This window comes from Arthrobacter sp. Dra40 (assembly GCF_059091905.1).
This window is the reverse complement of sequence record NZ_JBNHHB010000027.1, coordinates 1-26,954: the sequence shown is the minus strand read 5'-3', so window position 1 is coordinate 26,954 and position 26,954 is coordinate 1. Positions and strand designations below refer to the sequence as shown.

Sequence of the window (26,954 nt, the reverse complement as noted above, 5' to 3'; positions counted from 1 at the left end):
TACAGGGGCGGATATCCTGACACGAGTAATCACCACTCGTTCTTGAACGGGTTTCCGTGCCAGTAACCGGTGCGGTACCCCGGTTCTGCGCGCGACCATCCGTCGTCCGCCTGCTCATCCGCTGCGCATCCTTGCGGTGTCACCCGAGGCAGGGCGCTCACTCACCAATCGAGGAGTTCCGGACGCCCCATTAGATCCTCACGCTTCTCGACTCCCAGTTTCGGGTAGATGCGGTAGAGGTGGCCTTCAACGGTACGGGTCGACAGCGTCAGGGCCTGGGCGATCTGCTTGTTTGAAACGCCTTGGCAGACCAGCTGCGCTATCTGACGCTCGCGCGCAGTCAACACCGGCCCCATTCTCAAAGCCAGGGCAGTGGCAGGAATAGTAACGCCCTCCAACAGCGGAATGGTCTGCCGGAGCCGGTGCAGGACCGCCTGCTGCTGGCGCCGCTGCCCCAGGTCCTCGTAACAGCGCGCTGCCCAGTGGAGGGCAGTGGCCGCCAGCAGGTGCTTGCCAGCCGCAGTCGCCAGGTCCGCTGCTTGCACCAAAGGTTCCGCCTCCTGCGCCAAAAGACTCCGTGCGAAGGCATGCAGAGCCTGCGCGTCGGGAACCTCCAAGGCCGCTGTAAGCTCTGCCAACCGCCGAAGACCGGACACCTCCCCTTGCAGCACCTGCAGCTCCAAGATGTCCTTCTCTGCGCTCACAAGCCCCGCAGACCTCGCTGTAGCAGCGTGCTCACTGAGTGTTGACATATCAGAACTTGCTTGTGACTGTGCCACCAGTTGCCGGGGCTTCGGCCCGCGGTATGGCAGGTCCGCCAGTCCTTGACGGTAAAGCCGTGCTTCTTCGTCGCGTCCTAGGAATGTGGCCGCAGCTGCAGCTGCCCCTAGCGCGCCGGGAAGCAGCAGCGCTGGGTCGTCACGGCGCAGGCCCTCAATCCCCTCGGCCAGCAGTTGCAGTGCGGGCTTCATATGGCCTTGACGGAACAGGAGCATTCCGTGCAGAGCAGCTTCCGACCCGGAGAACCAGCGGTGCCGGCTCGGTGCTTGGTCCTGATATTCCAGCAAGGCACGTTCAGCGTCCTGATACAGCCCTGCGATGAGCAATGCTTCCATCCAGCGCGAGAATGCGAAGGGGTGGAAAGCCCACAGCGCCGGCGCGGAGGCGGCCAGTGCCGCCGCATCTGCGGCCGCCTCGCTGGCAGCCGGTGATCGGCCACTTTCCGCCAAGCAAATTGCTATGGCTGCCCCGGAGACGATTCTTGCCGCCGCGTTGTCTGCGTTCCGAGGCGGGGCATGCAAGCTGGCCAGCGCCTGTTCGTGCTCGCCGTCGAGGATCTGGCTGTGGATGGAGAGCAGCCACGAGCCAGCGGGCGGTGCCAGACAGCTTTCGATGCTCGCCTGCCCCGTCCCGCGTTCAACGGCGGCTGAATCCCACTGGCCGGAGATCAGCCCTAGCAGGGTTCGCCGCTCCTGGCTCTGTTGAACGATCAGTGCCTGGACTAAAGCAGCGGTCGCCACGACCTGCCCGTTTCCCCCATCGCCTGTCAGATCCAGCGCGCGCGCAGCCCCTGCCACGTCCCCCAATCCCAGATACGCCCGAGCTTTTTCCGCCTGTGTGGCGGGGCAGGCACCGGCCACATCCATGGCCGCGGCGATGCGCAGCGCCAGCGGATAAGCGCCTTCGTTGTTGGCCCGCCGGAGTGCCTTCAGCAAGTCATCCTGTGGCGCTGGGCGGCCAACCTCAAGCCCCCAGCTCACCAAACGCAGGTTAAGCCCATCATGGTCCGCTAATCCAGACTCCTTGACTGCTGTCAGGATCTTTTTGAGAAGCTCGGCGCTGCGGCCGGCATGCACCATGCTGCGGACGACGTCCTGGTACGGGGGAAACCGCAGCATCAACACGTCCATGTCTGGCTCTCCGCTGGGTCCTGGGCTTGATTCCCGGCCATAGGTCACCAAACCCCATTCTTCCAATGGCTGCACCGAGGTGACCTCAAGCACACGCCGCGCCACCACCATCGGCAACCCGCCGGCGAGAGCCAAGATCTCCAGTGCGTGCCGTTGCGGAGCGTCCAGGCCCTTGACCGTCCCCTTGATTAGGTCCGCTACTGCCGGAACGATGGCCGTGGGTTCCCGCTGCAAACGCCAGATCCCGTTGCGCAGCACCATGTCACCGTCCGCCACGCTGCAGCTCACCAGCGACGCGAGGAGCTGCGGATTGCCCAGGGACTTCTGCTCCAGAAGGAGGACGGTGCCGTCTGCCACCGCCCCGCCCAGGAAATCTACTGCGGATCTGCGGACTTCTTCACGGGTTAGCGGCGTGAGTTCAATGGCTCGCAACAAACCGTCTTGGCACATGCCCTGAAATTCCCGCGGTTGTGATCCCGGGCTGAGGCAGAGAGCAAGAATCCGGGCTGTCCCCGTCATCAGGAGTTGTCCGATCACGTAACAGCTGGCGTCGTCCAGGTGGTGAAGGTCGTCTACGATCAGCAGCAGGGATGCCTGATCGTCATCAGATGCCAGGGCCGTGCGAATGGCATTGAGGACTGAAAGGGGAGACTTCAGTTCGTCCACCGTTAGTTCGGTCAGGTATTCAAAGAGAGCGCCATAGGGAACGGAAGCCAAGGAATGTTCTGCCTGGATCCTCCGCACCCGGAACTTGTCCTCCAGCCTTTGTTCCACGCGAGTCGCGACAGTCGATTTGCCCATGCCGGCATACCCATAAAGGACTACGCCATGCGCATTCCCGGCCAGCAGGCCTTCGATAACAGCATTAACCAACGCCCGGCGGGTGCTCCCCTCGCCGGGAACGCTCATGCTCCAGGATCCAATGCCCCGTGCGCCAGCAGGTTCGCCAACTCGCTCCTGCTCCGGACCAGCAGCTTGGCGAAGACCTGATACAGGTGCCCCTCAACGGTTCGGGTGGACACGCCCAGTTCTTCCGCCACGGCTCGGTTGCTGTGGCCTCGAACGACGAATCGGACCACGTCCTGTTCGCGTGCTGTCAGCCGCTCCCAACATGATCCTGATTCGGCCAGTGCCCGGTGTTCCCGCATGACCGCGCGGGCACTGCGCCGTACTCTGCGCAGGTTGTCATCGCTGCCCGTCTTTTCGGCAATACTTTCAGCTTGGCCGGCTGCTTCGCGGGCCAGCTGGACATTGCCCATCCGTTTGGCGTGCTCCGCCGCCTCCAGCAGCACACCGGCGTCGTTGGCCACCAGTCCTTGGGCATACAGCTGACAAGCGGCTGCGAAGGGCCCTTGGCACTGCACGGCAAGGGCCAGCATCCGTTCCGGCCCCTCCCTCTGGAACCGGGCAGCGGCCGCCAAAGCCAGCAGCTCGGTCGCTCTGTTGCCTGCCGCCCTGTCAGCAGCTGCCTGCTGCTGGAATTGTTCTGCAGCAGCGCCTATATCGCCCCGGGCTGCCAGAACAAGTGTGGCGAAGTGCCGCTCCAGGCGGCGTGTGAGCCAATGAGAGGTGACGGCCGGCGACCCGCTCATTTGCTGCACCTGTGCACGCCCCCCATGCATCTCACGGCAATATCGGGCGACAGCGACAGCCAGAGGTGCCAAGCCGTAAGAGTCGATTTCCTGCAATTGTGCCTCGACGGAATCGAGTAACGACACTGCTTCCAAGTGTCGCCCGGACACGGCCAGCGCTATTGCATCGGCCAACTCCTGCCATGTGCCCCCCGGATCCGCGCTGTGCACGAATTGGCGGATGTGCCCATCGGCGTCCTGCCACGCGCCCGTCAGAAGGTAGGCCGAAGCCCTGTGATACTCGATCTCTTCACGCATGTCCTCCTCCAGCGACAGGTCAGACCACCCATCGGCCAGCATGAGAAGGGCATCGTTTCCACGACCGGTCGCGGCCAGCGATTCGCTCATCAGCGCCCGGGCAAGCAAGCGCTCGCCCGTGGTGATACCGGCTTCGAGGTCATTACGCTGAAGCAGCGCCAACGCTTCAACATATTTGCCCTCGAGAACCAAGAGTCGGGCAGCCTCGATCGATGACGCCACCGCATGTGTATTTCCCAAAACCTGGCCCCTGCGGGACAGCGGCCGATGGACGACGTGCGGCTGATGCCGGTGTTCAACAAACAACGCCGAGCGCAATGCCTCCGCCGTCAGCCTGTCGGTGATCTCGACGACGGGCAGAGGCCGGTGCCTGATCGCGGCTATCCCGCGTTCCTGGAGTTGGTCCAGCTCCGCGCCGTTGCCCATGTCCTGTACTCGATCGAGGGAAAGACCGCCGCTGGCCGCCAGCCGACGGGCCAACCGTACCGTCCCTTCCTCCCATCCGTTCAGGTCGAACCCAATGTCGGCTAAGGTTTGCGGACTTACGCGGCAGGGAGCGCCTGTGGAGACCCAGATGCCGCTGCGCTGCCGTAAAGCTCCGCTGGCCACGTAGTCACGGCACAACGATCTAAGAGAACGAGGGTTCCCACCGCTGTGCCGGTGCAATACGCGCGCAGCTTCCCGCGATAGAGGGCCCCCCAATTCAGCAGCGGCCAGGCGGCTGATATCCACCTGCTCGAGCGGTCGCATGTCGAAGCGCTGCATGGACGATTCTTGCCACAGGTGCCGGAACGCTGGTGGGGCAGCAGAGAAGTCCCTCACCAACAGCAGAAGGCGCACAGTGCCGCTGACTGTCATTTGTCTGAGCAACGATGCCGATTGATCGTCGAGATCCTCGGCATTGTCGACCAGCAGTACGATGTCCCTGTCCGCTGCCTTTGTGCGCAGCAGTTTGGACAACTCACCGAGCATCGGCATGGGATGAGCCAGGGGCGTCTCGTCCAGTTCCGCCAACAGAAACGTCAGCGCACCGTAAGAGAGATCACGGGCATAGGCTGCTCCGCGCAAAGGCACTGCCAGCAAGTGGTGATCCAACGTGCTGAGGACATGCCGAGCGAGCGCCGTTTTTCCGAATCCGGCCGGCGCAACCAACACCGCCCCTGCGGATCCTGGCTCCGTGAGGGCTAGAGTCAGCCGAGCCGATATCTCTTGTCGTCCAACAAACACCGTGTCCGGCCGTCCGGCCGCCGAGTGAAACCCACCAGGATAAGCCGCGCTCATGAAGACATCGACCCTCTTTCCCCAACCCCGGGGTTTCGCTCCCCTTGGGAAACCCCCAGCTTCCACCCGCAGGGTGGATGCCTCCCACTACCCTATTTTTCAGCCGGACCCCGCGCATGAGTAGCGGCTACCGGTCCTTCACCGACTGTCAGATCCGTGCTACGGGCCGCACCCGGGTGTGCCTACTGCCCTTGCGCAGGTGGCGCCTGGACGGCACCGGTGGATGGTGGTGGATTGGTTTCCTGCGCTCACGCCTGCTTGGCGGTGGCGTGGTATTTTTGCTGCGCGGCCAGGAGCCCGTCGGCCAGGAGCAGTTCGACGGCGTCTGCTGCATCGTCCAGAAGGAAGGGCAGGTCCTTCTTTTCCGCCGTCGAAAAGTCGCGCAGCACGTAGTCCGCCGTGTCCATGCGGCCCGGCGGGCGGCCGACGCCTATACGGACGCGGTAGTAATCTTTAGTCCCCAGCGCTTTGGACATGTCGCGGAGGCCGTTGTGGCCACCTTCTCCCCCGCCGATCTTAAGCTTGACCGTATTGAAGGGAATGTCGATCTCGTCGTGCAAGGCGACCACGTGATCCGGTTCGATCGAAAAGAACTTGCACAGCGCCGACGTCGGCCCTCCTGACAAATTCATGAACGACAGTGGCTTGGCGAGCACTACCCTGGGACCGCCAAGCCCCAGTCGTCCTTCCAGGACTTGAGCATGGGGCTTGTGCGACTTGAACGTGCCGCCGACCCGGCCGGCGAGCTCGTCAAGGGCCATCTGGCCGACGTTGTGTCGATTGCCGCTGTAGCCGGGGCCGGGATTGCCCAGACCGATTATCAGCCAAGTGTCGCTGCTCACGTGGACAGGTGCTCCTTGGAGAGTAGGATCAGGGGACTCTGGATCATCCTAGGGATTAAAGGAAGCCCCCGGCGAATGCGGAGGCAGTCGCCGGGGGCTTCAACACACCAGTTATTACTCAGCGGCAGTCTCGGCCGTCGGTGCGGCGGCCTCGGCGGCCGGCTCCTCGGGCTCAGCCACTGTCGGGGCGGAAACCGTGGCAATCACGGTGTCTTCAGGGATCAAGAGGCTCACGCCGGCAGGCAGTTCAATCTCGGTCGCGTGGACGTGCTCGCCGACCTCGCGGCCTTCAACGTTGATGGTCAACGCCTCCGGCAGGGCGGTTGCGTCGGCTTCGACCAGAACGGTGAACTCTTCCAGGTCGAAGACTGCACCGGGGGCGACTTCGCCCTGAACGTGGATGTTGACCTCGACGTGGACCTTCTCGCCCTTGCGCACGGTGAGCAGGTCAACGTGCTCAATAATCTGAGCGATGGGATCGCGCTGGATGTCCTTGGCCAAGGCCAGGTGCTCTTCCCCATCGACGTCCAGGGTCAGCAGCGCGTTGGAGGTTCGCAGTGCCAGGGTGGTGGCCTTCTGCGGCAGCAGCACGTGAAGCGGCTCTGCACCGTGGCCGTAGATCACGGCGGGAATCTGGGCGTTGCGGCGGGCGCGGCGGGCTGCGCCCTTGCCGAATTCGTTGCGGACTTCAGCTGCGAGCTTCTGCTCGGACATGATGTTCTCCTTTTGCTGGGTGGTTTTGTGGCGGGTGCCTAGAGACCGGCCGCCGCACCGATACCAGCGCAGAGAAACGAAGCTGCTAGCCACCGTCGATAACGGAGGGCCGGTTCCGGCCCTCCCTCGCCTAGGCAATGCGTCAAGTTTATCAGGGTCAGGCCGAGGGCCCCAATCATGCACCGGGAGTAAACGGTGGCGAGCCGCGGTTTACTCGAGGGCGCTGCTGTCCTCAGCCAGGCTGGTGGCCGCGTGTGTGATCGCGTCGGTCATAATGCTGAGCGCCTCCAAATCGACATTACTGATGTCATCGCCTGGCTTGTGGTAGTTAGGATCGCGTGGTTTCCCAGCAGCACCGCCGAAGAGGATGCCCTCCCACGCCGACTTTGTCTCGTTGCTGCCGGTGAACAGGCCGCCCGCTGCAACACCTTCGTTAACGAACGCCACTTGATCGGAATCGAAGTCCCATTCCGTAGACACCCAGCGCTGGGCGCGGGAGTCGAAATAGTCGGTGAAGAACTTCATGATCTCCAGCGAACCGTCGGGCACGTCCCGCCGGGAGTCGCTCTCGGATTCCCGTGGGTCGTAAACCGCGATGACATAGTTGGGTGAAGCGACCATGTCAATGTTCAGATAGGCGGCGATGTGGTCGAGTTCGCCCCTGTCGTTCTCTGCCAGGTCCTCGACATAATGCTTGGAGCCGAACGCCTGAGGAAATTCTTCCGCTCCCCACCATGCGAAGCGTACTTTGTTGCGAGGTTCATTCCGTTGGCCGAGTTCTTGCGCGGCCTCCAGCAGTGCCGCCGCGCCGGAAGCGTTGTCATTGATCGCCGGGCTATTTCGCACCCCGTCGAGGTGTGCGCCAAGCATGATGACGTTGTCATCGCTCCCGCCGACGGTCTCGGCGATGATGTTGAAAGACTTATGGCTTTCGCCGCGACTTCTGAAAGTGAAGTACTGGCGCCTGCTGTGGTAACCAGCACTCTCGAGTTGCTGTTCTACATACTGGGCCGCGGCCTCGTATCCGGAGGTGCCCGTCGCCCGGTCGCCGTGCTCATTGGCGATGGCTTGAAACTCTTTTAGATGCTCGTACGCTGACGCTTTGGAAGCCCGTGCCTGCCGCCCGGAATCGTCCGTCCTCTCAGTGGCCAGAAGAAGTGCCACCACGAGAATTACCAGCCCAACCGCCGCGGCGACCACCATAGATCTCCGGCGCCGGCTTCGGTGCCAGTGCCGTTTCATGTCAACCTCATGAGTCCAACATCACCAGAGCATTCTAACGTCCGGGGCTGTTGGTCAGCGAGCGGCCGATGGCAGGCATGCAGAAGTGGGGATGAAGTCCGCACGGGTGAACCGGGCCCCGAAAGTTGGGCTGGCCGAAGAAGAGCCCAGGCTGCGAGCGCCTGCGCGCGGTATTTCTTCGGGTTCAGGCCGGAAGAACCGCCTTCGGGGGGCAATCGCCGAAGGACTCCGCGGCATAGGCGCGCGGGGCGGAAAGTCCCGAATCACCGGGAAACCGTTCCAGGTGCCCCGGTGGAGCCGGACGATTTGTCGTCCACGATCTGTCGAAAGTTTTTCGTGGCCGCAGCCACCGGTCTTTCCAACGGACCTTGTCCCACCCATCGGCGCCAGATCATCCCGAACGCCACGGCGACCGTCAGGTGCACGATGAACCACAGGAAGGGTGCATCGTAGTGCACCTCAGGGCTGAGCGCCAGCAGGTGCGCGGAGTAGAGGGTCAGCGTCATCGTGCCCATCGCGGCAAGGGGTGCCAGCGAGCGAGCGACCGCCCGCTCGATGAGGAGGAACAGGCCGGTCGCCAACAGGCCGAGACCCAGGCTGCTGGCGATCGCCAGCGGCATGTTGGAGTGCGGTGTCGCAATGGCCAGCCACCATGGTGAGGTGTCCGGAATGATCCCGGGCCCAAAGACAAGACCATGGTCCAGCTCTTCCTCGGCCTTCCCGCTGGTGGCTAACAGCTGCTCGTAGCCTCCCATGGCGTACAGCAGGATGGCTGAGGCCGCGTTGGCCAAGATCGCCAGACCCGCACCTATACCGGCGAGAGATGTTTGCACCGCGGGCTTTCGCAGGTCCAGCCGCCCGATCCCCATGCCGGTCAGGATGTAGCACATGTACGGCAGCGCCGGATACGATCCGGTCAGCAGCAGATCCGAGGCCACACCGGCCGGCTCGTAGAAGAGATGCCCCAAGGCCGGGTTAAACGTCGACGATGTCGGCAGCAATGGGTCCAGCTTCTGCAGCAGGATCGGCGAGACGATGCCGAAGACCGCCGCACTGATGAACAATGTCTTTGGCCCCAGATGGAGAAAAGGAATGGCGAGCAGGAAGAACACGGAATAGTAGAGCAGGATGCCGTTGGCAGGAGGATCCTCCTGTTGCATGAAGACGGCGATCACCAGGGCTATGGCTCCGATCAGGAAGGCCCGCACGGCCAGTCCCAAACGGTCCCCCACCAGTCTCTGCCCCGAGTGCGGTCTCTGCCCGCCGGAGGACAGGGCCAGGCCCACTCCGGCCAGGAGCGCGAACAGCGCAGCGGAGTCGCCGGCGAACAGGATCCACGCCAGGGTCGGTTTCCCGGTGTCCTCGTTCTCGTCCGGCAAGATGTGGATGGCGATCATCCCGATCAGGGCCAGGCCGCGGGCAGCATCGATGCCGATCAGCCGCCTCCGGTTCTGCATCAGCGTAGCGCCTGCAGGGCCGGCCTCGCGTCCCTGCCTGTCCTGAATAGAGCCCATCTTCGTCCTTTTCTTTCGGTGTCTAGACGATCTCCCGCGCAGGGTTGCCCCCGTACCGCGCGCCTTCCGGCACTTGGCTACCCTTCATCAGGAAGGAGTCGGCCTCCAGCACCGAACCATCGCCCATGACGACGTCGTAGAGCAGGTAGGCTCCGACGCCCAAGGTGACCCCCCGGCCGAGGGTGATGGCGTCGAGTTTAAAGACGCCGTCCTCCATCGAGTGGCACTGGACGACGCTGGCGATATTGAGAGTAGTGTCATCGCCGATGGCCACCAAGGTCTTCTCCGGGATGACGCAGCCGTCGTCGAAGACCCGCTTGCCCATCCGCACGCCCTGCAGGCGCCAGAACACGGGCTTGAACGGGGTGCCGTCGAAGAAATACAGCGGATACGTGATGAACTTCCAGAACCGTTCGTGTCGCCAGAATTTCACGTCATAAATGGAGCACACGGTCGGGACCATGGCTTTAAATCCCTGGGCGGCACGCTCGAGCACGATGGAGAATGCGATCATGAAGGCGCAGAAGCTGACGGTGCCCACGTAAAGCCCGAGGCCCGGAATACCCGGGAACAATATGAGGGCGAGTGAGAAGGCCAGCATGCCGGCGAGGACGAGGGCCCAGCGGCTGGCCAAATACAATCCAATCGAGATTGCATTGTGCCGGTTCTTGGCCGGTAGCCCGCGGACGATTTCTTCGCGGCGGTCATTCTTGAGGAACGCTGTGTCCCGATCGACCGACCGGGGAATTTCGAATGCCGGTGAACCGAGCAGGCCGACGTCTTGCCGGACCTCGCCATAGATGGGAACCATGACTTTGCTGCCGAAGAGAACGTTGTCGCCGGCACGAGCGCGAGCGGGATACGGAATGTCGTTGCCGAAGAAGTTCTTTGCCCCGATTTTTACCTCGGAGACGCTGAAGGACGTACCTGAGTAGTTGGCGTTGCTGATTGACACCCCGTCGGAGATCATGGTCCCGGATCCCACGGTAGTCAGATAAGGATTGTCGTGGTCGAGTTCCGTCCCAAAGTTCGATCCGGTCTGCTGCAAATTGGGCTGCTTGTAGCCCAGCAGACGGAGGTAGTGCACAGCCAGGGAACTGTCGCCGCTGATGTGCAGGAACTGGAAGACATTGGTCATCCGGAAGACTAGTCGGTGAGCAGCATAGTGCAGACCATACAGAGGATAGGTCTGCCCCGGTTTGATCAGGAGGTTGAGCAGCCGAGGAATCGTGAACATTACGGCCAGACCCACGAACATGCCGCCGAACAACACGGCGAAAGAAGTGAAGACCAGATCCGCGTAGAACCCCGGGTTCGCATGGTCCAAATGGCCGGCTTCCACGTAGGCCGGCAGAAGCAGCGCGATGGCCAGTAGAAGCAGCGGGCCGAAAAGGACCGTGTTGCTGAACAGGAGACACGCACTGTAGGTGATCCGTCGCCGTCGGCTGCACGGCAGCGGCTCAACGAACCGGTAGTTCACGTCGGTTGGCACCGCAGGAGATCCGTGCCAGCTTTCGCCTGGGGGTACGGACTGCAGCCGCTGCAGCGACGACGAGTGGCCCAGTTGCGCTCCGTCACCCATCGTGGAGCTGATGTCCAGCACGCACCTCTCGCTGACCAAGACGTCCTGGCCAAGTGTGACCCGGCCGGTTTGAATCCACCCGTCATGGGCCCGGTAGCACAGGAAGAACGTATCCCTATTGATCACCGTCCCGCTGCCGATCGTTAAGAGGTCTGTGCACACCGGAGTGATGGGGGTGAGGATGGTGACGTTGGCGCCGATCTTGGCTCCCAGCAACCGCAGGTAGAAGGGAAGGATCGGGGTGCCGACGAAGAAGGCCAACGGGTTGAGTCTGACCAGTGCACGGACAAACCAGAACTTGACGTAGGCCAGGGACCAGATACGAATGTTCTGCTCTTCCCAGCGTCCGAGGATCAGCCATTTGAGCAGGATCGGCAGGATGCTCAGGGCCAGAAAGAAGCTCACCGCGACGACGACCGAACGTCCCCAGATCTCCAGGACGCCGGCCCCTGCAGTGACCCAGTTAAAGCCAGCCCCGATCGCCGTGAGGAAGGTGTACGAGTAGCCGATGGCGAGCACCGCTTGCAGCGCGCCGCAAAGCACGATGTCGAAAGTGGCGATCCGTCCTCGTTTGGGCCGGGGGTTCGGCTCCAGTTCCGCCCAGGCGTCGGCGGCGGCTGGAGAAGTGATCGCCGCGGCGAGCGCCCGGATCGTCGGATGCTCGTAGATTACCTGCAAATCGACCGGCGGCAGGTCGGTGTTTTTGCGCAGCGCAGCGGAGAAGTGCGCAATCAGCAGGGAGTTAACCCCAAGATTGTCGAAGATGTGAGCCTCGACGGAGACGCGTCCCAATCCAAGTACGGCAGCAAGCTGCTCGGCCAGAGCCGCCTCGGCGTCCGTCTCCGGCTCGCAGTACCCGGCGTCGTCCGAAGCGCTTACCCGCTTGCTGGGCGTCGGCAGGTTCTTTCGGTCGGCCTTGTCGCTGGGGAGCATCGGCATGGTGTCAAGCTGCTCGTAGAAGGCAGGGATCATGTAGCTCGGCAGTCGGTCGCGGAGCTCCTCCCTGATCATCTCAGGCGCGAGATCGGAGACGCCATTGCGTAACGTATAGAACGCGGCGAGTTCTGTCATCCCGGGTGCTGATTCATGTGTCTCGACCACTGCCTGAGCGATCCCGGGCACTTGCAAAAGGACCGATTCAATCTCGGACAGCTCAATACGGTATCCGCGAATCTTGACCTGGGTGTCGATTCGGCCGTGGTACTCGATCAAGCCGTCGTCCGTGATGCGGCCAAGGTCTCCGCTGCGGTAGATCCGCCCGGAGGGGTTGTTCGGAATGCCCATGAAATCGGGGATAAAGACTGCATTTGTCTTGTCGGGCAGGTTCAAGTATCCGGCTGCGAGTCCGATCCCGGCGATGCCGATCTCACCCATTTCGCCCCGCGGCAGGGCCCGCGGCTGGTCGGGATCGAGGATCATGATCGTGTAGGTCGGCAGGGGCTGACCGAGGGTGATAGGCATGTCGGGGTGCAAAACGTCCCAGGTAGCAGTCACGGTCGCTTCGGTAGGTCCGTAAACATTGAGGAACCGCCGCTCCGGCCGGTGCCAGCGCTCGGCCAGATCGCGGGGGCAGGCCTCACCGGAGACGAGTAGGAAACGCAGGTCGGGGAGCTCACCCTCCAGCGTGGCCAGCAAGGTGGGGACACAACACATCGCGGTGATGCGGTTGTCGATTAGAAAGCGTTCCAAGTCGGCTCCGAGCAGGCTCTTCGAACTCGGCTTGGGCACCAGAGTCGCACCGACCATCCACGGCACCCACATCTCCTCGACGGAGAAGTCGAAGGCGATCGTGAGGCCCTGATAGACACGGTCGTCGCTCTGATATCCGTAGACCTCGGCGGCGACACGGACGAAGTTGCAGATACTGGAGTGTTCGATCCCCACCCCTTTGGGACGGCCGGTGGACCCCGAGGTGTAGATGATGTAGGCCAAGTCCTCGACCGGATCGGGCTTCTCGTAGTCCGTAAGCCGGGAGCCGGGCAGACCCGCAATGCCCGGTGCGGCGGCGTCCAAACTCAGGGCGCGGCAGCGTTTTTCCGGCAAGAGGCTGGTCAGGTGGCTCAGGGTCAGCACGCGGCTGGTCCCGGAGTCCTCCATGATGTAGCTCATCCGGTCCGTGGGGAAGCCGGCATCCAGCGGCACATAGGCCGCCTGAATCTTCAGCACCGCGAGCATCGCGACGTAAGACCATAGCGCATCGTCGAAAAGCAGCGCAATACGGTCGCCGGCCCCTGCTCCGTCGGCCAGCAGGTGACGGGCCAGCTGGTTGGCCCGCGCCTCAAGCTGATCGTAGGTCAACCTCGAGTCCCCGGAGTCGACCGCCAGCTGGTCTGCCCGGCCTTCGCGGCGCAACGAGTCGCATCGGCTCTCGAAGAGGCCTTCCAGCCGCTCACCCGGAGACCACCGGACACTCTGGCGGTGCGAGGACTGCAACAGCAAAGGGTCCAAAGTAGCTGCCATCGCCTGATGCGCGTCGGCTGCGCGTGCCGCATCGTCCGAGCGCAACTCGTACGGCGCTGCGCTGAGGTCCGTCTCGCTGAAGTCGACGCTCCGCCCGGCCGGTTCGGGATGCTCGTCGACCCGGCCAACAAACACCAGGCCTTCGTGATCGGCGCGGCCGAGATTTTCACTGCGGTATGCCCGAGGCCAGCCGAGGGTATCCATCGGAGCATACTTCTCGGCGTCTTCTCCCGGATCGGTGTCCTCCGATCCAAAGTACGAGTCCTCGCCTCGAGCCATTGTTACCTCCCGTATCGGCGGTGCTTTCGGTGTGTGGGATTACTGCGGTGAGTCCCTACTCACGTGGCGCAGAAAGGAAATGTCCCTTGCGCCGGCTCGGCAGAGTGTCTGCGCCTGCGCCTTTCTTCCCAGCCTGATGTCATGCGGAAGGTCCTGGGCGCGAAGTGGCGGCCGCCTGAGCAATGAACGGCGGAAGCGTGTCGTGCATGAGGTCCCCCGATGCTTCCTTTTCCAGCGACGTCAGGCCAAAGGCGATCCGCAGAGCGCGGACAGCATCGGCAAGCTCATCGGTGCGTGCCACAGCCGCAATGCAGAGCTCGGAAATGGAAATCATTTCCGGCCTGATTCCGGCGTTCGAGAGCGCCTTGAAGAACGTGCTGAAGGTAGAGGGTGAGGAGCGCATCCCGAGTCCAGTGAGCGAGACCTGGCCCACTTCGTCATTGTGATAGATCGCTTCGAATCCGAGTCGGCTTTGAGCCTCATCCAGAATCGCAATGGCTGCCGGTGCCTCCGCGGACGGAACGGTAAAGGTGATGTCGGCGGTTTCGGCGCCTGTATCCCGCGGATGTTGGGCGATCATTTCGATGTTCAGCCCCGATGCGGCAAGGTCCTGGAGGAGCCGGGCGGCGGTCCTCGAGCAGGCTGGGATACCAGCGACGGTTACTTGTGCCGCAGAGTTGACGCTTGCCACGCCCGAAATGAGAGTTTGTTCGCCAGCGTGTGCATTCGGAAGAGGCTGGTCGAGACTGGGCAGAATCATTGTTCCCCGCTTCTGGACGAACGAGGACCGGACATGAATCGGAACACCGAAGCGGCGAGCGTATTCGATGCATCGGAGGTGGAGAACCTTTGCTCCCGCGGCTGCGAACTCAAGCATTTCCTCGCTGGCGAGCACGTCGATCTTGCGGGCGTTGGGAACGATCCGCGGATCCGCCGTAAAGATACCGTCGACATCCGTGTAGATCTCACAGACGCTTGCACCCAATGCTGCGGCGAGCGCGACGGCGGTAAGGTCCGAACCTCCCCTTCCAAGAGTGGTGACTGCCTCCCCTTCGCAGCTTTTGCCCTGGAATCCTGCCACGACGGCGATCTGACCGTTCTTCAAACAGGCCCTGATTCGGCGCGGATCGACATCGATAATGTGCGCTTTGCCATGGGAGTCGTCGGTGATGAGGCCTGCCTCGCTGCCTGTGAATGTCCGAACATCAGCTCCCAAATCCGCCAACGCGATCGCCAGCAAGGCCGCGGAAACGAGTTCGCCGGTCGTCAACAGGGTGTCGAGTTCGCGGGCAGGAGGATGAGGCGAGACACTGGCCGCCAGATCCAACAGCTCGTCGGTGGTGTCACCCATAGCGGACACCACCGCGACTACTTGACATCCAGATGCCTGTGCCTCAGCCACTCGCTGAGCCGCCCGTCGAATGCCTGCGGCATCAGCCACCGACGAGCCCCCGTACTTTTGCACTACGACGTTCGTCCATCGTTCCGCCGCGCCCATCGGCACCGGCAATTTGCCCAACGGCACCGGTCCGCTGATCGTCCGGGCGCTGCGCGGCAGCGCGAATGAGTCCTTCGCCATGCGGACAGCAGGTCCATCTATGCGCTTGAAGTTTTCCACTCTGGCCCCCCAATCTTCGTGGACTGCCGCTGCACCTCAGTGCGGTGCGCTGCCCACTCCCCACAACTCCGGTATGCTCTGCTGCGCGCGCCTCCTCAGCCTTATCCGCCCGTTTGCCAATGTGCTCGGTTCCGCGTACTGACTGGCTGGCGCAAGACCGAGCCGGACGCTCGTGGCCTCGGGACTTCCCCGCCGCGGTTGTTGGGTACTTCGTCTTGCCGCTCACAGGTAACCGATCTGACCGCCTCCGCTAGAAGGCCAAGCCCGCGGGTCATATTTTCCGCGCTGATAGTCAGGGCCGGCATGGCTTTGACCACTTCTCCCTCCGGTCCGGAGGTTTCTACCAGCAAGCCGCGGGCGAAGGATTCGGCGGCGACTTTCCGTGCCACTGTCGGGTCCGGGAAATACAGGCCGGCTAAGAGCCCTCGGCCGCGGACTCGGGCGCCGTCGGTACCGGCTGCCATCGTTGCCAGAGACGCATGCAGCTGTGCGGCCCGCGCAGCGATGTCCCGTTCGAATCCACGGCCGTTCCAGAAGTGCTCCAGCGCAGCGGTCCCGGTCACGAAGGCCGGGTTATGGCCGCGGAAGGTGCCGTTGTGCTCTCCAGGCTTCCAGATATCCAGTTCAGGCTTTAGCAGCATGAGGGCAAGCGGCAACCCGAAACCGGAAATCGATTTGGACAGGCAGACGATATCGGGGTAAATCCCTGCTTCCTCAAAACTGAAGAACGTACCGGTGCGCCCACACCCGGCCTGCACATCGTCAACAATAAGAAGCACGCCGTGCTGGTGGCAGAGATCGGAGAGTCGCCGCAACCAGCTTCCACGGGCCGCTCTGAGCCCTCCCTCGCCCTGAACAGTCTCTACTATGACTGCGGCGGGTTTATCCATTCCGGACCCGCTGTCCTCCAGCGCATGTTGCAGCCACAGAAAATCTTCTACCGGCTGGTCAAAATAGCCATCGTAGGGACTGCTTGAGGCGTTATTAAGCGGAACTCCCGCGCCTTGGCGTTTCATTGTATTCCCCGTCACCGCCAGGGCGCCGAGGGTCATCCCGTGAAACGCATTGGTAAAGCTCAGTACTTGGTGCCGGCCAGTAACCTTGCGCGACAGCTTCAGAGCGGCTTCGACGCTATTCGTTCCGGTGGGTCCGGTGAACATCACCTTATAGTCCAGCTCCCGCGGGATCAGGATAAGTTCCAGGAAGGTCTCTAAGAATCGCCGCTTCGCCGTTGTCTTCATATCGAGCGAATGAATCACCGAGCCGGAGCGCAAGTAAGTGATCAGCGGCTCCAGCAGAAGCGGATTGTTGTGCCCATAGTTGAGTGCTCCTGCGCCGGAGAAGAAGTCCAGATATTCTCTGCCGTCCTCGCTATACAACGTGTCCCCGGCGGCATAGTCGAAAACGGTATCCCAGGTGCGGCAGTAACTGCGGACCTCCGACTCCAGAGATGCAAAAATATCCATTAGTTGTCCGCCTTAGCTGTCGCGGACCGCCCCGGGCATGAGATTGCCGGAGTGCCGGCCCGGACAACCTCGGCGTCCACTCCTGCTGCCTCGCACGGTGCAGGGCCGTCGTCTATGTGTCCACGCGGGTGGCGGGCCCTTAGGCCCTTGACAAGTTCTTCGATCAAAACCATTCCCCCCAATCCGTTCAACCAGGTCCACAATCCGTGCAACCAGACGGATTCTGAGCGCGACCACCCGCGCCTGTGCTACTGCGGTTATGCAACGCGCGATGCTGCCCGTGTTTGTGCGGCCTGTCCCCCATGCGGTGTCCGGGATGGATGTCACAGCCCACCGACGCATGCCTGCGGACCGTCCCGGTGTCGATAGCCGCCGAAATCCCCAATGCTTGTCCGACGCTTTCGACACTTTCAGCTTAGGAAGCGCCTACGTTGTTTGCCCAAGTAGCCGATACTCGACTTAAACCATCAATGCGGCTTATTCCCGCTCAGGCCGCCGACTGACTACGTGCTGTTTCTCGGACAGTACTTGGATCCGCGCGGTCAGACACTTGCTGTTGGCCCTCACTGATTGAGCAGAACGGCCGATTGGATTAACGATCTGGGGTTCTCAACGCCGAAGTTCGATATCCGGTTAGGGTGCCCCTCGCCGTCGGTCAGGGTGCCCCTCGGCAGTCCGGGAGAGATCGTCAATGACTGCGCGGTCTGCTTCTGGTGGGTCGTGGCGCTCCCGGGAAGAGCCCACGACAGTGCCGCTGCTGCCGCGGCCGCGAGTGGAACTTTGCCCCGCGTCCCCCTCTCGGCTGCTGCCATGAGGCCCCGCGGAACCAACGAGGCCGGGCCGAACGGGACAGACCCCCCCAAAGCCAGGGCGTCCGGGCCCATCCAAGGGGTGCACACGTTAGCTAGACGTGGCGCCCCGGGAGCCCCGCTGGACGGTGCAGATCACCGGTCAAGGCCAGCACGACCCCGTCAACCAGTCCAACCCACGTACCGCCGGCTCACTCACTGTCGCGGCCACGCTGGCGGGCATGTCCACGAGCCGGACAGCAAGTAAGCTGCTGCCCGGACCTGTTGAATCTCCCGGCACATTCTTCAGACACCAAGGTCCGGCCAGGTTCGTCGGCGACGCCAGTGCATCAGCACGGCGTGCGGTGATTTCCAGCGACTCGCAGACCAGGGCCGGCTTAGCCCCTTCCCGGTCGGACAAAGCGGTCCTCTGCACACCGCCGAAGCAGGCCCACTCCCGATCGCATCACCGTGGAGACCATGGACCGCTGTGTCCAGCGGCACCGAGCCGTGCTTGACCGGCTGTGGCTGGTGCTCCAGCCGCCACTCCCCTGCGGCAACCACCCCAGGGCACGGAAACCCGTTTTTCAGGCCCGTCGCCGGAGCCCGCTCAGGAACCCGTGAAGGGTGGTTGAAACGCAGTCGGGAACGCGGGTGTCAGGCTTTGCCGTCGAAGAGGCTCGTGACCGACCCGTCTTCGAACACTTCGCGGATGGCGCGGGCGATCAACGGCGCGATCGACAGGACAGTCAGTTCCTTGAAGTACTTTTCCGGTGGGATCGGCAGCGTGTTCGTCACCACCACTTCCCGTGCCCCGCTCTCGGACAGCCGGCGGGCGGCAGGATCGGAGAACACCGCGTGCGTGGCGGCGATGATGACGTCCTTCGCACCGGCGTTCATCAGCACCTGGACCGCACCGGAAATCGTTCCGCCGGTGTCGATCATGTCGTCAATCAGCACGCAGGTGCGGCCGGCCACCATGCCGACAACCTGCTTGGACACGGCCTGGTTAGGCACGTTGACATCACGGGACTTGTGCACGAAGGCCAGCGGAGCCCCGCCCAATCGTTCGGCCCACTGTTCGGCAACGCGCACGCGGCCGGTATCGGGGGACACGACGGTCACGTTGTCCAGGTCCACCCGGGTCCGGACGTATTCGGCCAGCAGAGGAATAGCCATCAAATGGTCGACCGGACCATTGAAGAAGCCCTGGATCTGAGCCGTGTGCAGGTCCACGGAGATCAGCCGGTCCGCGCCGGCCGTCTTGTACATGTCCGCGACAAGACGGGCCGAGATCGGCTCCCGGCCGCGGTGCTTCTTGTCCTGCCGGGCATACGGGTAGAACGGAGCAACCACGGTGATGCGTTTGGCCGAAGCCCGCTTGAGCGTGTCCACCATGATCAGGTGCTCCATCAGCCATTCGTTGATGGGAGCCGGATGCGCCTGGATGACGAACGCATCGGTGCCACGAACGCTCTCCTCGAACCGGACGTAGATCTCGCCGTTTGCGAAGTCGTAGGCAGACGTCGGCAGCAGTTCAATTTCCAGCTCTTTGGCGATCTGCTGCGCCAGTTCCGGATGCGCACGCCCGGAGGCCAGCACCAGCCTCTTTTCGCCCTGTGCCTTGATTCCGCTCATGAAGGATCACTTTCTACAGTTGGGGATTGCGTGGAGGAAGTTCTGGAAGCAGCCTCTGCAGATGAGCTGCCGGGGCGGTTCTGCAGCACCCAGCCATCCAAGTTCCGCTGCGGTGCCACGTTGACGGCAAGCGCCCCGGCCGGCACATCCTTGCGGATCACCGTGCCGGCCCCGGAGTAGGCACCGTCACCGACGTGCACCGGAGCGACGAACACCGTGTTGGAGCCGGTGCGCACGTCGGAGCCGATGACGGTCCGGTGCTTCTTTTCGCCGTCGTAATTGGCGGTGATGTTGCCGCAGCCGATATTCGCATTGTCACCGATTTCGGCATCGCCTGCGTAACCCAGATGGGAAAGTTTGGCGCCCTTTCCAATGGTCACGTTCTTGGTCTCGTAGAAGGCGCCGATCTTGCCCTTTTCGCCCAGCACCGTGCCGGGGCGCAGATAGGTGAAAGGTCCCACTGTGGCACCTGGCCCGATCTCGGAGTCGGAGCCGTGCGACCTGACCACTGATGCCCCTTCGCCCACGGTTACATTCCGCAAGGTGGTATCCGGCCCCACCACCGCGTCGGAGGAAACATGCGTGGCTCCGTGCAGTTGGGTTCCAGGCAGCAGCGTCACGTCGGTGCCAAACGTCACCGTGGAGTCAATCCACGTGCTCCCCGGATCCACGATGCTCACGCCGGAGCGCATGGCAGCGTCGAGGACCCGGCGGTTGTGCTCTGCGCCGAGGGCCGCCAACTGCACCCGGTCATTGGCGCCCTCCACCTGCCAGCAGTCGGCCGTGACGACGGCGTCCACGCGCCCGCCGTCGGCCCGCGCCAGCGACAGTACGTCTGTCAGGTACTTCTCACCTTGGGCATTGTCGGTGGTGATCCTGGACAGAGCGGTGCGAAGGACACCCGCGTCGAAGGCATAGATGCCCGAATTGACCTCGCGGATGGCGCGCTGTTCGTCGGTGGCGTCCTTGTGTTCCACGATGCCTTGGACGCTGCCGTCGTCTGCGCGGATGATCCGCCCGTAGCCGCCCGCGTCGTCGAGCACCGCGGTCAGCACTGTGACGGCATTGCCGGCGGACACGTGCTCCTCGACGAGTTCTTTCAACAACCCCGTGGTCAGCAGCGGCACGTCGCCGTAGGTGACCACAACGGGTCCCTCCAGCCCGGCGGGCAGCGCTTCAAGGGCTACTTCCACGGCCCGGCCGGTGCCGGGAACCTCATCTTGGTCAACAATCAGGACGTTCGGGTCCAGCGAAGAAATGTGTTCCGCCACCCGGTCGCGTTCGTGGCGCACGACGGCGGCCAGCACCGTGGGTGCCAGACCGCGTGCCGCGGCGAGCGCATGGCCCACCATCGAGACGCCGCCGATTTCGTGCAGGATCTTGGGCTTTTTGGACTTCATCCGGGTGCCCGCCCCCGCGGCCAGGACGATGACCGCTGCCGGTGTTGAAGCGTTTTTGACGTTTTCTTCAGGGACGTCCTGGGGGCTCACTAAGTAGCACTCCTCGCTGCGCTGATTCCGGTGTAGCCGGTGCATTCGGTTGACGGCTTCTTTCCCGCCGCAACACCGTCCGTTGCCGGTCGGTGATCGTTCCGCCCATAGGATTCGAACCTATACTCCACGGCTCCAAAGGCCGGGGTGCTGCCATTACACCAGGGCGGAATGTGCTGTTAGGACGGTTGACCTGCCGGCACAAGTGTCCATTTTGCCACGTTTTCCGACCTCCGTGCGACTTGGCGGCACAGGCCGCCGCCACAGGCTGCCCAAGCAGCCCGTCGCGGTGCCGTCATGCACTTGAGCTGCTGGTCCGGGCATTCTGCTGGGGCTTCGAGCGAGCCTCGCTGTGTCGCAGGCTCTGCCGGGGCCGCAAAGCCCCTGGAAGGGGGCGATCGGCTACAGGATGGCTGTTGGCCCGCCGGCTGTGGCGCCTGCGTCGAGAGCCTCGTAGGGAGGTTCGGCAGTCACCGGCAGGCAGGCTCCGCTGCGCAGCAACTGGGTGATGCGTGCTGCCGACACTGGTTTGCTGAAATAGAACCCCTGCCCACCGGCGCAGCCAAGGTCCCGTAGCTGTTCCGCCTGCTCCCGCGTCTCGATCCCTTCGAAGATCGCGTCCAGTCCCGCGGCGCGGATAAGTTGGAGGACGGCGTCGATGAACTCCTGCTGTGAGCCGTCGGCCGAATGGGTGGTGATGATGGACCGGTCCACCTTGACCAGGTCGACGGGCAGCCGGCGCAGGTAACTAATCGATGAGTACCCGGTGCCGAAGTCGTCGATTTCGATCCCGATGCCGAGCTTCCGCAGTGCAAGCAAGGAATATGTTTCTACTTCCCCGCCGGTGACCAGACCGGTCTCGGTGATCTCCAAAACCAAAGACTCGGCGGCTATCCCCGAGTCGCGTAAGACGCCACGAACATGCTCCACCAAATCGATCCGCTGCAGCTCGGCCACCGAAAGGTTCACCCGGATCTGGAACCCCGGGTCCAGGTCCAACTCCGCGGACCACGCCGCGAACTGTCGGGCTGCTGCGGACAAAGTCCACCGGCCGAGGTCAACGATCAGGCCAGTCTGTTCAGCCATCGGAATAAAGTCGCTGGGCATGACACGCCCGCGGACCGGATGGTTCCAACGGACCAACGCTTCCACCCCAAGGGGGCGTCCGGTGCACAGATCCACCACCGGTTGGTATTCAAGCTCGAAGCCGCCGGCGGCTATGGCACCGCGGAGCTCAGACGCCATTTGGTTATGCATTTGACGCGCGTGGAGCATATGGGATTGGAAGATTTTGATGCGGTTTTGAGCGTCTTTCTTCGCCTCGTACATCGCTGTATCCGCGTCCAGCAGCAGGCTCTGGGCGCTCTGTCCTGCGTCCGCCACCCGCACGCCGATGCTGGCCTGCGGCCATACTGTGACTTCATCCAACTGGATGTCATCCTTGAGCACGCCGAGAATCCGGTGTGCCACCTGAAGCGCGAGATCCGTCGTCGCACGGGGAAGCAGGATCGCGAATTCGTCGCCGCCCAGCCGCGCCACGGTGTCGCCGTCGCGCACAATCGACCTCAGCCTGTTTGCCACCACGGTCAGGACACGGTCCCCGGCGTCGTGGCCAAAACTGTCGTTGACCTGCTTGAAGGAATCCATGTCCAGCAGGAGCAAGGCCGGAGCCCGCTGGCCGGACCGCGCGTCGTCGAGGGCTGCGTCCATCTCGTTGGCTAATGCCGTGCGGTTCGCCAGACCGGTCAAAGCATCCTTGAGCGCCATTCGGCTCATGTCCCGATGTGCCTGGCGCAGCTCGGCGGTTCGTCGTTCGACGCGCTCTTCCAGCTCCATGTAGCTGAGCTGCAACTCCTCGGCCAAAAGGTTGACGCCGGTGATCACGGCATCAATCTCGTCGCGTGCCGGCGAGGGCTGAATTCTGGTGGTCAGATCACCGCCGGCAAGGCGGACCATACCGTCGACCAGCTGCTGGAGCCGCGGGTCGGGGTTATGCGGCATTGTCCCGTTCCAGCCACGCAAGGGCCTGAGGCTCTGAGTCAAAGTAGCGGACCGGACACTCCGATGGTTCGGATCCCAGAACGAAGTTGGCGATGACCCTGTCCACGGGCGACTCGCCGACGAGGGCAATGGCGGAAGCATTAGTCTCCCGCCCCAGCATTGAACGCGCCATGCGGGAGATGGATGCCACTCCCTTCATGCGCATGAGCACGCGGCAGCGCTTGCCGCCGGAAAGTACCCGAAGCTGTGAGGAGGTGGAGACCGCCACTTCGTCTGTGAAAGCCAGACCACTCGGAAGGTCGACGCTAATGATGTTGTCGCCGGTGCTGCCCACATTGGCAGCAACGCCTTGAGTCATATTGACCAGGCTCCTCATGCGGCCGCGTCGTCGTGAGATACCGCTCCTAAAACCCTCACGGGCCATTCATGACCTAACACGTGCATCCGCTCCCCAACGATTCGATGAAAGCTTCCGCTTCCGTCCAATAAATCCAGAACTTACTGCTCCCGAACTGCCAATTGTTCATAGCGTAAACGAACAGCGTTCACGACACGCCTAGTGACACGAAGAATAATTTGTTACGAAGCTTTCGGGAACACGGCGATTTCTGCAGCCACCTGTGCCGCGCGATCCTTGGCGCCAGCTTGGGTAAAACAAGCTTGGCTATCCTTCAAGTGGCGCAGGGCAGATGCACAATCGCCTTGTTCCCGGAGCGCCTTGGCAAGCAACATGTTTGCTTCACCTGCAGTCTGGTGTGCCATCCTTGCAGGTTCCGCGCATATGGACGTGAGCAGCCCTATCGCACTGCTCATTTCACCGTTGAGGAAGTGCCAATGGGCGCGATTGAGCATGTTCTTGAAGAGGTCGCCATCATCGGTTCCGATAATCGTTGCTGCTAATTCAGCTCGTTCCATGCAGTCGGCTGTTTCGGTGTCGGCAATACCTGCCGTTAGTCTCATTGCTGCCGAAGCGCGGTTAAACCATGCCCAGAGTGCGAGGTCGTTCGAAGGCGACAAATGTTCGGCTGCTAGCTTGTGGTACTTCACACCGTCCATAGGCTGTTGTCTCAGGAAAGCGACGTTTCCCGCGACCCAGTAACACTTTCCTGCCGTTTGGGTATCGATAGTGGTGTCAAGCAAACTGATAAGGTGTTGGCTTTCCTGCCAGGCACGATCCAGTTGGTCACTCTCTGCGAGTGCTGCGATAAGGGCTAGCAAGGAGCCGATTCGAAGGTCCTGGGGCACCTCTCCCCCGCCGGCGATGCTGACCGCCCTGACGCCGTATTCAACGGCCCGTGCAAGTTCTCCGACAGCTTGGCTGACGTCAGACAACAGGTTCAGTGCGCGGCATTGGAGCTCGGCGGACCCGACTGTTAAAGGATGTTCCAAAAGCAGCAGGCCGGTATCAATGCAGGGACGATTGAGCCCCATTTCACGCTGGCACTCTGCTATGAACATTGTCATCTGCCACCACGTGGAATCGTCACCGGCAGTTCGCGCCCTTGAAGAAACATGCTGCGCAAGGCTCAGCGCCTGCGCATATTCCCTCCGGCCGAAGGCTTCACGAGCCCGCAATTCAGCAAGGACTCCACTACCCTCAGGACTAACCGACACCATGTGCGAATCCTCCAAACGCTGATGGCCGCGGCGATGAACCAGGCATCCCCCGAAATCCGATCATATTCTGCTGCCGAACGTTATAGGGGCATAGCCGTGTGTGTCGTTTAACCTCTAGCTCCTTAGGTATCTATGAATGTACACTAAGCGATGTCACCACCGCGTGCATAGATTTGCTAATCTATGCATAACCTAGAGGGAGCCCCATGAAAAAGTTTTCCGCATCCGTACTTCTTGCAGCAGTACTGGCTGTTACCGGCGCTACGGCTGCCTCGGCCGCTGACGAAGCATACACTTCGGTCACCATCGTTAAGTCCGCCCCGGTTCAAGGTGGCTTCACGATTCAGAGCGGCAACTGGCCGCACTAGTCGTTATATGGAGCGGGCTTTTCTGCTTTCCGGCTGAGGCCGTGGCGTACATCTTCGGAGGCGCGCCACGGCCTTTGTGTTTTTAGGAGACGCTGACAGCGTCCGAGGACCCGGCCCCTAGGTGCACCGGGTCTCCCACTGGCAGGGTCACCGTGAAGGTCGTCCCGGCTCCCACAACCGACTCCACGGAGACGTTCCCGCCGTGCTGCTCCACCATTCCCTTGACGATCGCCAAACCCAGTCCGGTGCCTTGAATGGCGTGGGCATTTGACGCCCGGTAGAAGCGGGCAAAGAGCTGCGGCAGGTCTTCTTCCGGGATACCGATTCCGCTGTCGGCAACCTGGACGACGGCGCAGGGAACCCCGTCGTCGCCCTCGGCTCCGCGGGAGACGGACACGCGCACCTGGCCGTCCTGCGGAGTGAATTTCACGGCATTGGACATGATGTTCGTGAAGACCTGCTCCAGCATCTTGGCGTCGCCGTTAGCGGCGAGCGGGGTGTCCAGCCCTTCGCCAATTAGCTTCACGTTCTTGGCTTGGGCGACCGGTTCGAGCGCTGTGGAAATCATGCGTAAAAGTTGTGACAGGTCCACCATCTCCGTCGTCAAGCCGCTGCTCTGGAAGTCCATCCTGGACAGGGTCAGCATGTCTTCGATCAGCTCGCGAAGCCGGGTGGCATTCCGCCCCACGATTCTCAGCATTCTGGCAACGGACTCCGGGATTTCGCCGGCATCTCCGTCCAGCACCAGCTCCAAGTAGCCGGTGATCGAGGTCAGCGGAGTACGCAGCTCGTGGTTGACCGTTGCCACAAAGTTGGACTTGGCTTGGTCCAGCTCGCGGAGCTTTTCCACGACCTGTTGCTGCGCTGTTATCAGGTGCCCCTGAATAAGCCCATGGGCCAGATTGCCCGCGACGTGCTGCAGCAGCGAAATCTCGGCCGGCGACCAAGGCCGCGGCCGGCCCGAGCGGATCAGGCAAATCAGCCCGAGAGCATTGGGCCCCTGGCCCAAAGGCGCCAGCACGGAAGATTTTCCCGGCGCGCTGGCGAACCATTCGGCCACGTCAGGGTGGGCAGCGAGGTCGACACCGCCCTGGTCGGCCGACGTGATGACGCTGGCCTTCGCCCACAGCGCAGAGGCGATTTTAGCGATTTGATCTTCACTGCGGTAGGGCATCGCATCGGGCTCCTGCACAGAATCGCCCACCCATTGTGCTGCGGTGAGGGGCACCCGTTCGTCGTCCAGGGTCCGCACCCAGACCAGGTCGGCGTCGAAGGCCTGGCCAATCCCGTGCAGGGCCAGATTGATCATCTCGTCAGGGTCATTCGTGCTGCGGATGCCGTCGGACACCCGCCGGATCTGCTCCCGGAGGACAGCCACCCCGTTGCGCTCACGCCTCCGGTGTTCCGATCTGGCGAGGGTCACCCGCACCCGGTTGGCCACGTTGGAGGCCGTCAGCGGCTTGATCAGGTAGTCGGAGACGCCCATCTCATAACCGCGTTCAATCAGGGGGAGTTCTTCCTCGCTGGCCATAAGCATCACGCGCCACTGGGCGCCAGGCTGAGTGTCCGAAAGCCTCCTCACGGCTTCCATCCCCGCCACGGACATATCGCCGGCGTCCACTAACAGGATGTCCGGCGGATTGCGCTGCATCTCGTCCAAGACCTCGGCAGCAGTCGTCAAGGTAGAAACCGCCAGTCCTGCATCAGTCAAGACGGTGCACAGGAAGGTGCGCATGGCGGCGTCCGATGTGCCGACGAGTACTGTGGGCCGAACTGCTGCCCCGGGATCACCTGCAACGGTCCGCACTGCAATTCCTCCTGCATTGAACGCGGTCCGGCATCGTCCCGGCTCCCCTGACGTTATGAATGAAGACTAGCAGTGCCCCGGCAGGTACTCCGGTAGCCTGCACCTTCTCATCAGGCGCTTTTCTAAACGCGAATCAGCGCCAAGGCGCGGCGAACCCGCTGGACTATTAGTCCGGCCGCTCGTAGCCAACCGAGGCGATATGCCAGAATGTGCGCATGTCGGTCCAGGCCTTTCACAGCCGCAGACACCGCGCATCTGCCCGGTTGGCGGTGATGTTGGCTGCCGGCACCGCCACCGCGGTCATCGTGGGGCTTACGGGCAACTGGGCCTATGCCCCATCACTGGGCTGGGAAACCAGGGAGCCGGCACTGCGCTGTTCCACGGCGAGCAGCCGCAGGTACAGCGGGTTGCCGCCGGTCACTTGCCACAGCTCGTTGAGGGCGGCACC

The 26,954-nt window shown here is 62.5% G+C and carries 16 protein-coding genes and 1 tRNA gene; 1 reads left to right on the top strand and 16 read right to left on the bottom strand.

Annotated features, from left to right (window positions below; genetic code table 11):
• Positions 1–161: 161 nt before the first annotated feature.
• The 15 genes from AC5RWT_RS13790 to AC5RWT_RS13720 all read right to left on the bottom strand — a co-directional run bounded on the left by AC5RWT_RS13790 (position 162) and on the right by AC5RWT_RS13720 (position 24,331).
• Entirely contained in the window at positions 162–2,819 is a 2,658-nt protein-coding gene (locus AC5RWT_RS13790; RefSeq protein ID WP_494080676.1) for a helix-turn-helix transcriptional regulator, read from the bottom strand.
• Positions 2,816–5,080 (bottom strand): helix-turn-helix transcriptional regulator, encoded by a 2,265-nt coding sequence (locus AC5RWT_RS13785; RefSeq protein ID WP_494080675.1) that lies wholly within the window; start codon positions 5,078–5,080, stop codon positions 2,816–2,818. The genes AC5RWT_RS13790 and AC5RWT_RS13785 overlap by 4 nt, the downstream gene beginning before the upstream one ends.
• A gap of 248 nt (positions 5,081–5,328) precedes the next feature.
• Complete coding sequence (pth, locus tag AC5RWT_RS13780) at positions 5,329–5,922, bottom strand: aminoacyl-tRNA hydrolase (RefSeq protein ID WP_494080674.1); 594 nt, start codon at positions 5,920–5,922, stop codon at positions 5,329–5,331.
• Positions 5,923–6,036: 114 nt separating this feature from the next.
• Positions 6,037–6,636, bottom strand: coding sequence for a 50S ribosomal protein L25/general stress protein Ctc (locus AC5RWT_RS13775; RefSeq protein WP_494080673.1), 600 nt, complete (start codon positions 6,634–6,636; stop codon positions 6,037–6,039).
• A gap of 210 nt (positions 6,637–6,846) precedes the next feature.
• A complete protein-coding gene (locus tag AC5RWT_RS13770) occupies positions 6,847–7,839 on the bottom strand; it encodes a M28 family peptidase (protein ID WP_494080672.1) in 993 nt (330 codons plus the stop codon).
• 302 nt (positions 7,840–8,141) lie between these two features.
• The gene (locus AC5RWT_RS13765) at positions 8,142–9,392 is read right to left on the bottom strand and encodes a heparan-alpha-glucosaminide N-acetyltransferase domain-containing protein (protein ID WP_494080671.1); all 1,251 of its coding nucleotides are present in this window, start codon (positions 9,390–9,392) and stop codon (positions 8,142–8,144) included.
• Between the two features lie 22 nt (positions 9,393–9,414).
• Positions 9,415–13,713: a Pls/PosA family non-ribosomal peptide synthetase gene (locus AC5RWT_RS13760; protein WP_494080670.1), complete on the bottom strand. Its 4,299-nt coding sequence runs from the start codon at positions 13,711–13,713 to the stop codon at positions 9,415–9,417.
• A 139-nt stretch (positions 13,714–13,852) separates the two neighbouring features.
• Positions 13,853–15,211, bottom strand: a complete 1,359-nt coding sequence (locus AC5RWT_RS13755; RefSeq protein WP_494080702.1) for an aspartate kinase — start codon at positions 15,209–15,211, stop codon at positions 13,853–13,855.
• A gap of 221 nt (positions 15,212–15,432) precedes the next feature.
• Positions 15,433–16,797 (bottom strand): diaminobutyrate--2-oxoglutarate transaminase, encoded by a 1,365-nt coding sequence (ectB, locus tag AC5RWT_RS13750; RefSeq protein ID WP_494080669.1) that lies wholly within the window; start codon positions 16,795–16,797, stop codon positions 15,433–15,435.
• Positions 16,798–18,242: 1,445 nt separating this feature from the next.
• The gene (locus tag AC5RWT_RS13745) at positions 18,243–19,223 is read right to left on the bottom strand and encodes a ribose-phosphate diphosphokinase (protein WP_494080668.1); all 981 of its coding nucleotides are present in this window, start codon (positions 19,221–19,223) and stop codon (positions 18,243–18,245) included.
• Entirely contained in the window at positions 19,220–20,758 is a 1,539-nt protein-coding gene (gene glmU, locus AC5RWT_RS13740; RefSeq protein ID WP_494080667.1) for a bifunctional UDP-N-acetylglucosamine diphosphorylase/glucosamine-1-phosphate N-acetyltransferase GlmU, read from the bottom strand. The genes AC5RWT_RS13745 and glmU overlap by 4 nt, the downstream gene beginning before the upstream one ends.
• Positions 20,759–20,812: 54 nt before the next feature.
• Positions 20,813–20,884 (bottom strand) — tRNA-Gln (locus AC5RWT_RS13735).
• Between the two features lie 231 nt (positions 20,885–21,115).
• The gene (locus AC5RWT_RS13730) at positions 21,116–22,714 is read right to left on the bottom strand and encodes a putative bifunctional diguanylate cyclase/phosphodiesterase (protein ID WP_494080666.1); all 1,599 of its coding nucleotides are present in this window, start codon (positions 22,712–22,714) and stop codon (positions 21,116–21,118) included.
• Entirely contained in the window at positions 22,704–23,072 is a 369-nt protein-coding gene (locus AC5RWT_RS13725; protein ID WP_494080665.1) for a SpoIIAA family protein, read from the bottom strand. The genes AC5RWT_RS13730 and AC5RWT_RS13725 overlap by 11 nt, the downstream gene beginning before the upstream one ends.
• Positions 23,073–23,293: 221 nt before the next feature.
• Positions 23,294–24,331, bottom strand: a complete 1,038-nt coding sequence (locus tag AC5RWT_RS13720; RefSeq protein ID WP_494080664.1) for a hypothetical protein — start codon at positions 24,329–24,331, stop codon at positions 23,294–23,296.
• A gap of 206 nt (positions 24,332–24,537) precedes the next feature.
• On the opposite strand from AC5RWT_RS13720, the gene AC5RWT_RS13715 reads away from it, so the two are divergent.
• Positions 24,538–24,699, top strand: a complete 162-nt coding sequence (locus AC5RWT_RS13715; protein WP_494080663.1) for a hypothetical protein — start codon at positions 24,538–24,540, stop codon at positions 24,697–24,699.
• 82 nt (positions 24,700–24,781) lie between these two features.
• Here AC5RWT_RS13715 and AC5RWT_RS13710 read toward each other — a convergent pair whose 3' ends face one another.
• Positions 24,782–26,506 carry an ATP-binding protein gene (locus AC5RWT_RS13710; protein WP_494080662.1) on the bottom strand — a complete coding sequence of 575 codons (1,725 nt, stop codon included), beginning with the start codon at positions 26,504–26,506 and terminating at the stop codon, positions 24,782–24,784.
• Positions 26,507–26,954: the final 448 nt, after the last annotated feature.

Bases quoted from the DNA above. Each gene is read 5' to 3' on its own strand.
- AC5RWT_RS13790 (WP_494080676.1), bottom strand. From the start codon at position 2,819: ATGAGCGTTCCCGGCGAGGGGAGCACCCGCCGGGCGTTGGTTAATGCT.
- AC5RWT_RS13785 (WP_494080675.1), bottom strand. From the start codon at position 5,080: ATGAGCGCGGCTTATCCTGGTGGGTTTCACTCGGCGGCCGGACGGCCG.
- AC5RWT_RS13775 (WP_494080673.1), bottom strand. From the start codon at position 6,636: ATGTCCGAGCAGAAGCTCGCAGCTGAAGTCCGCAACGAATTCGGCAAG.
- AC5RWT_RS13770 (WP_494080672.1), bottom strand. From the start codon at position 7,839: ATGGTGGTCGCCGCGGCGGTTGGGCTGGTAATTCTCGTGGTGGCACTT.
- AC5RWT_RS13765 (WP_494080671.1), bottom strand. From the start codon at position 9,392: ATGGGCTCTATTCAGGACAGGCAGGGACGCGAGGCCGGCCCTGCAGGC.
- AC5RWT_RS13760 (WP_494080670.1), bottom strand. From the start codon at position 13,713: ATGGCTCGAGGCGAGGACTCGTACTTTGGATCGGAGGACACCGATCCG.
- AC5RWT_RS13755 (WP_494080702.1), bottom strand. From the start codon at position 15,211: ATGGGCGCGGCGGAACGATGGACGAACGTCGTAGTGCAAAAGTACGGG.
- ectB (WP_494080669.1), bottom strand. From the start codon at position 16,797: ATGGATATTTTTGCATCTCTGGAGTCGGAGGTCCGCAGTTACTGCCGC.
- AC5RWT_RS13745 (WP_494080668.1), bottom strand. From the start codon at position 19,223: ATGAGCGGAATCAAGGCACAGGGCGAAAAGAGGCTGGTGCTGGCCTCC.
- glmU (WP_494080667.1), bottom strand. From the start codon at position 20,758: ATGCACCGGCTACACCGGAATCAGCGCAGCGAGGAGTGCTACTTAGTG.
- AC5RWT_RS13730 (WP_494080666.1), bottom strand. From the start codon at position 22,714: ATGCCGCATAACCCCGACCCGCGGCTCCAGCAGCTGGTCGACGGTATG.
- AC5RWT_RS13725 (WP_494080665.1), bottom strand. From the start codon at position 23,072: ATGACTCAAGGCGTTGCTGCCAATGTGGGCAGCACCGGCGACAACATC.
- AC5RWT_RS13720 (WP_494080664.1), bottom strand. From the start codon at position 24,331: ATGGTGTCGGTTAGTCCTGAGGGTAGTGGAGTCCTTGCTGAATTGCGG.
- AC5RWT_RS13715 (WP_494080663.1), top strand. From the start codon at position 24,538: ATGAAAAAGTTTTCCGCATCCGTACTTCTTGCAGCAGTACTGGCTGTT.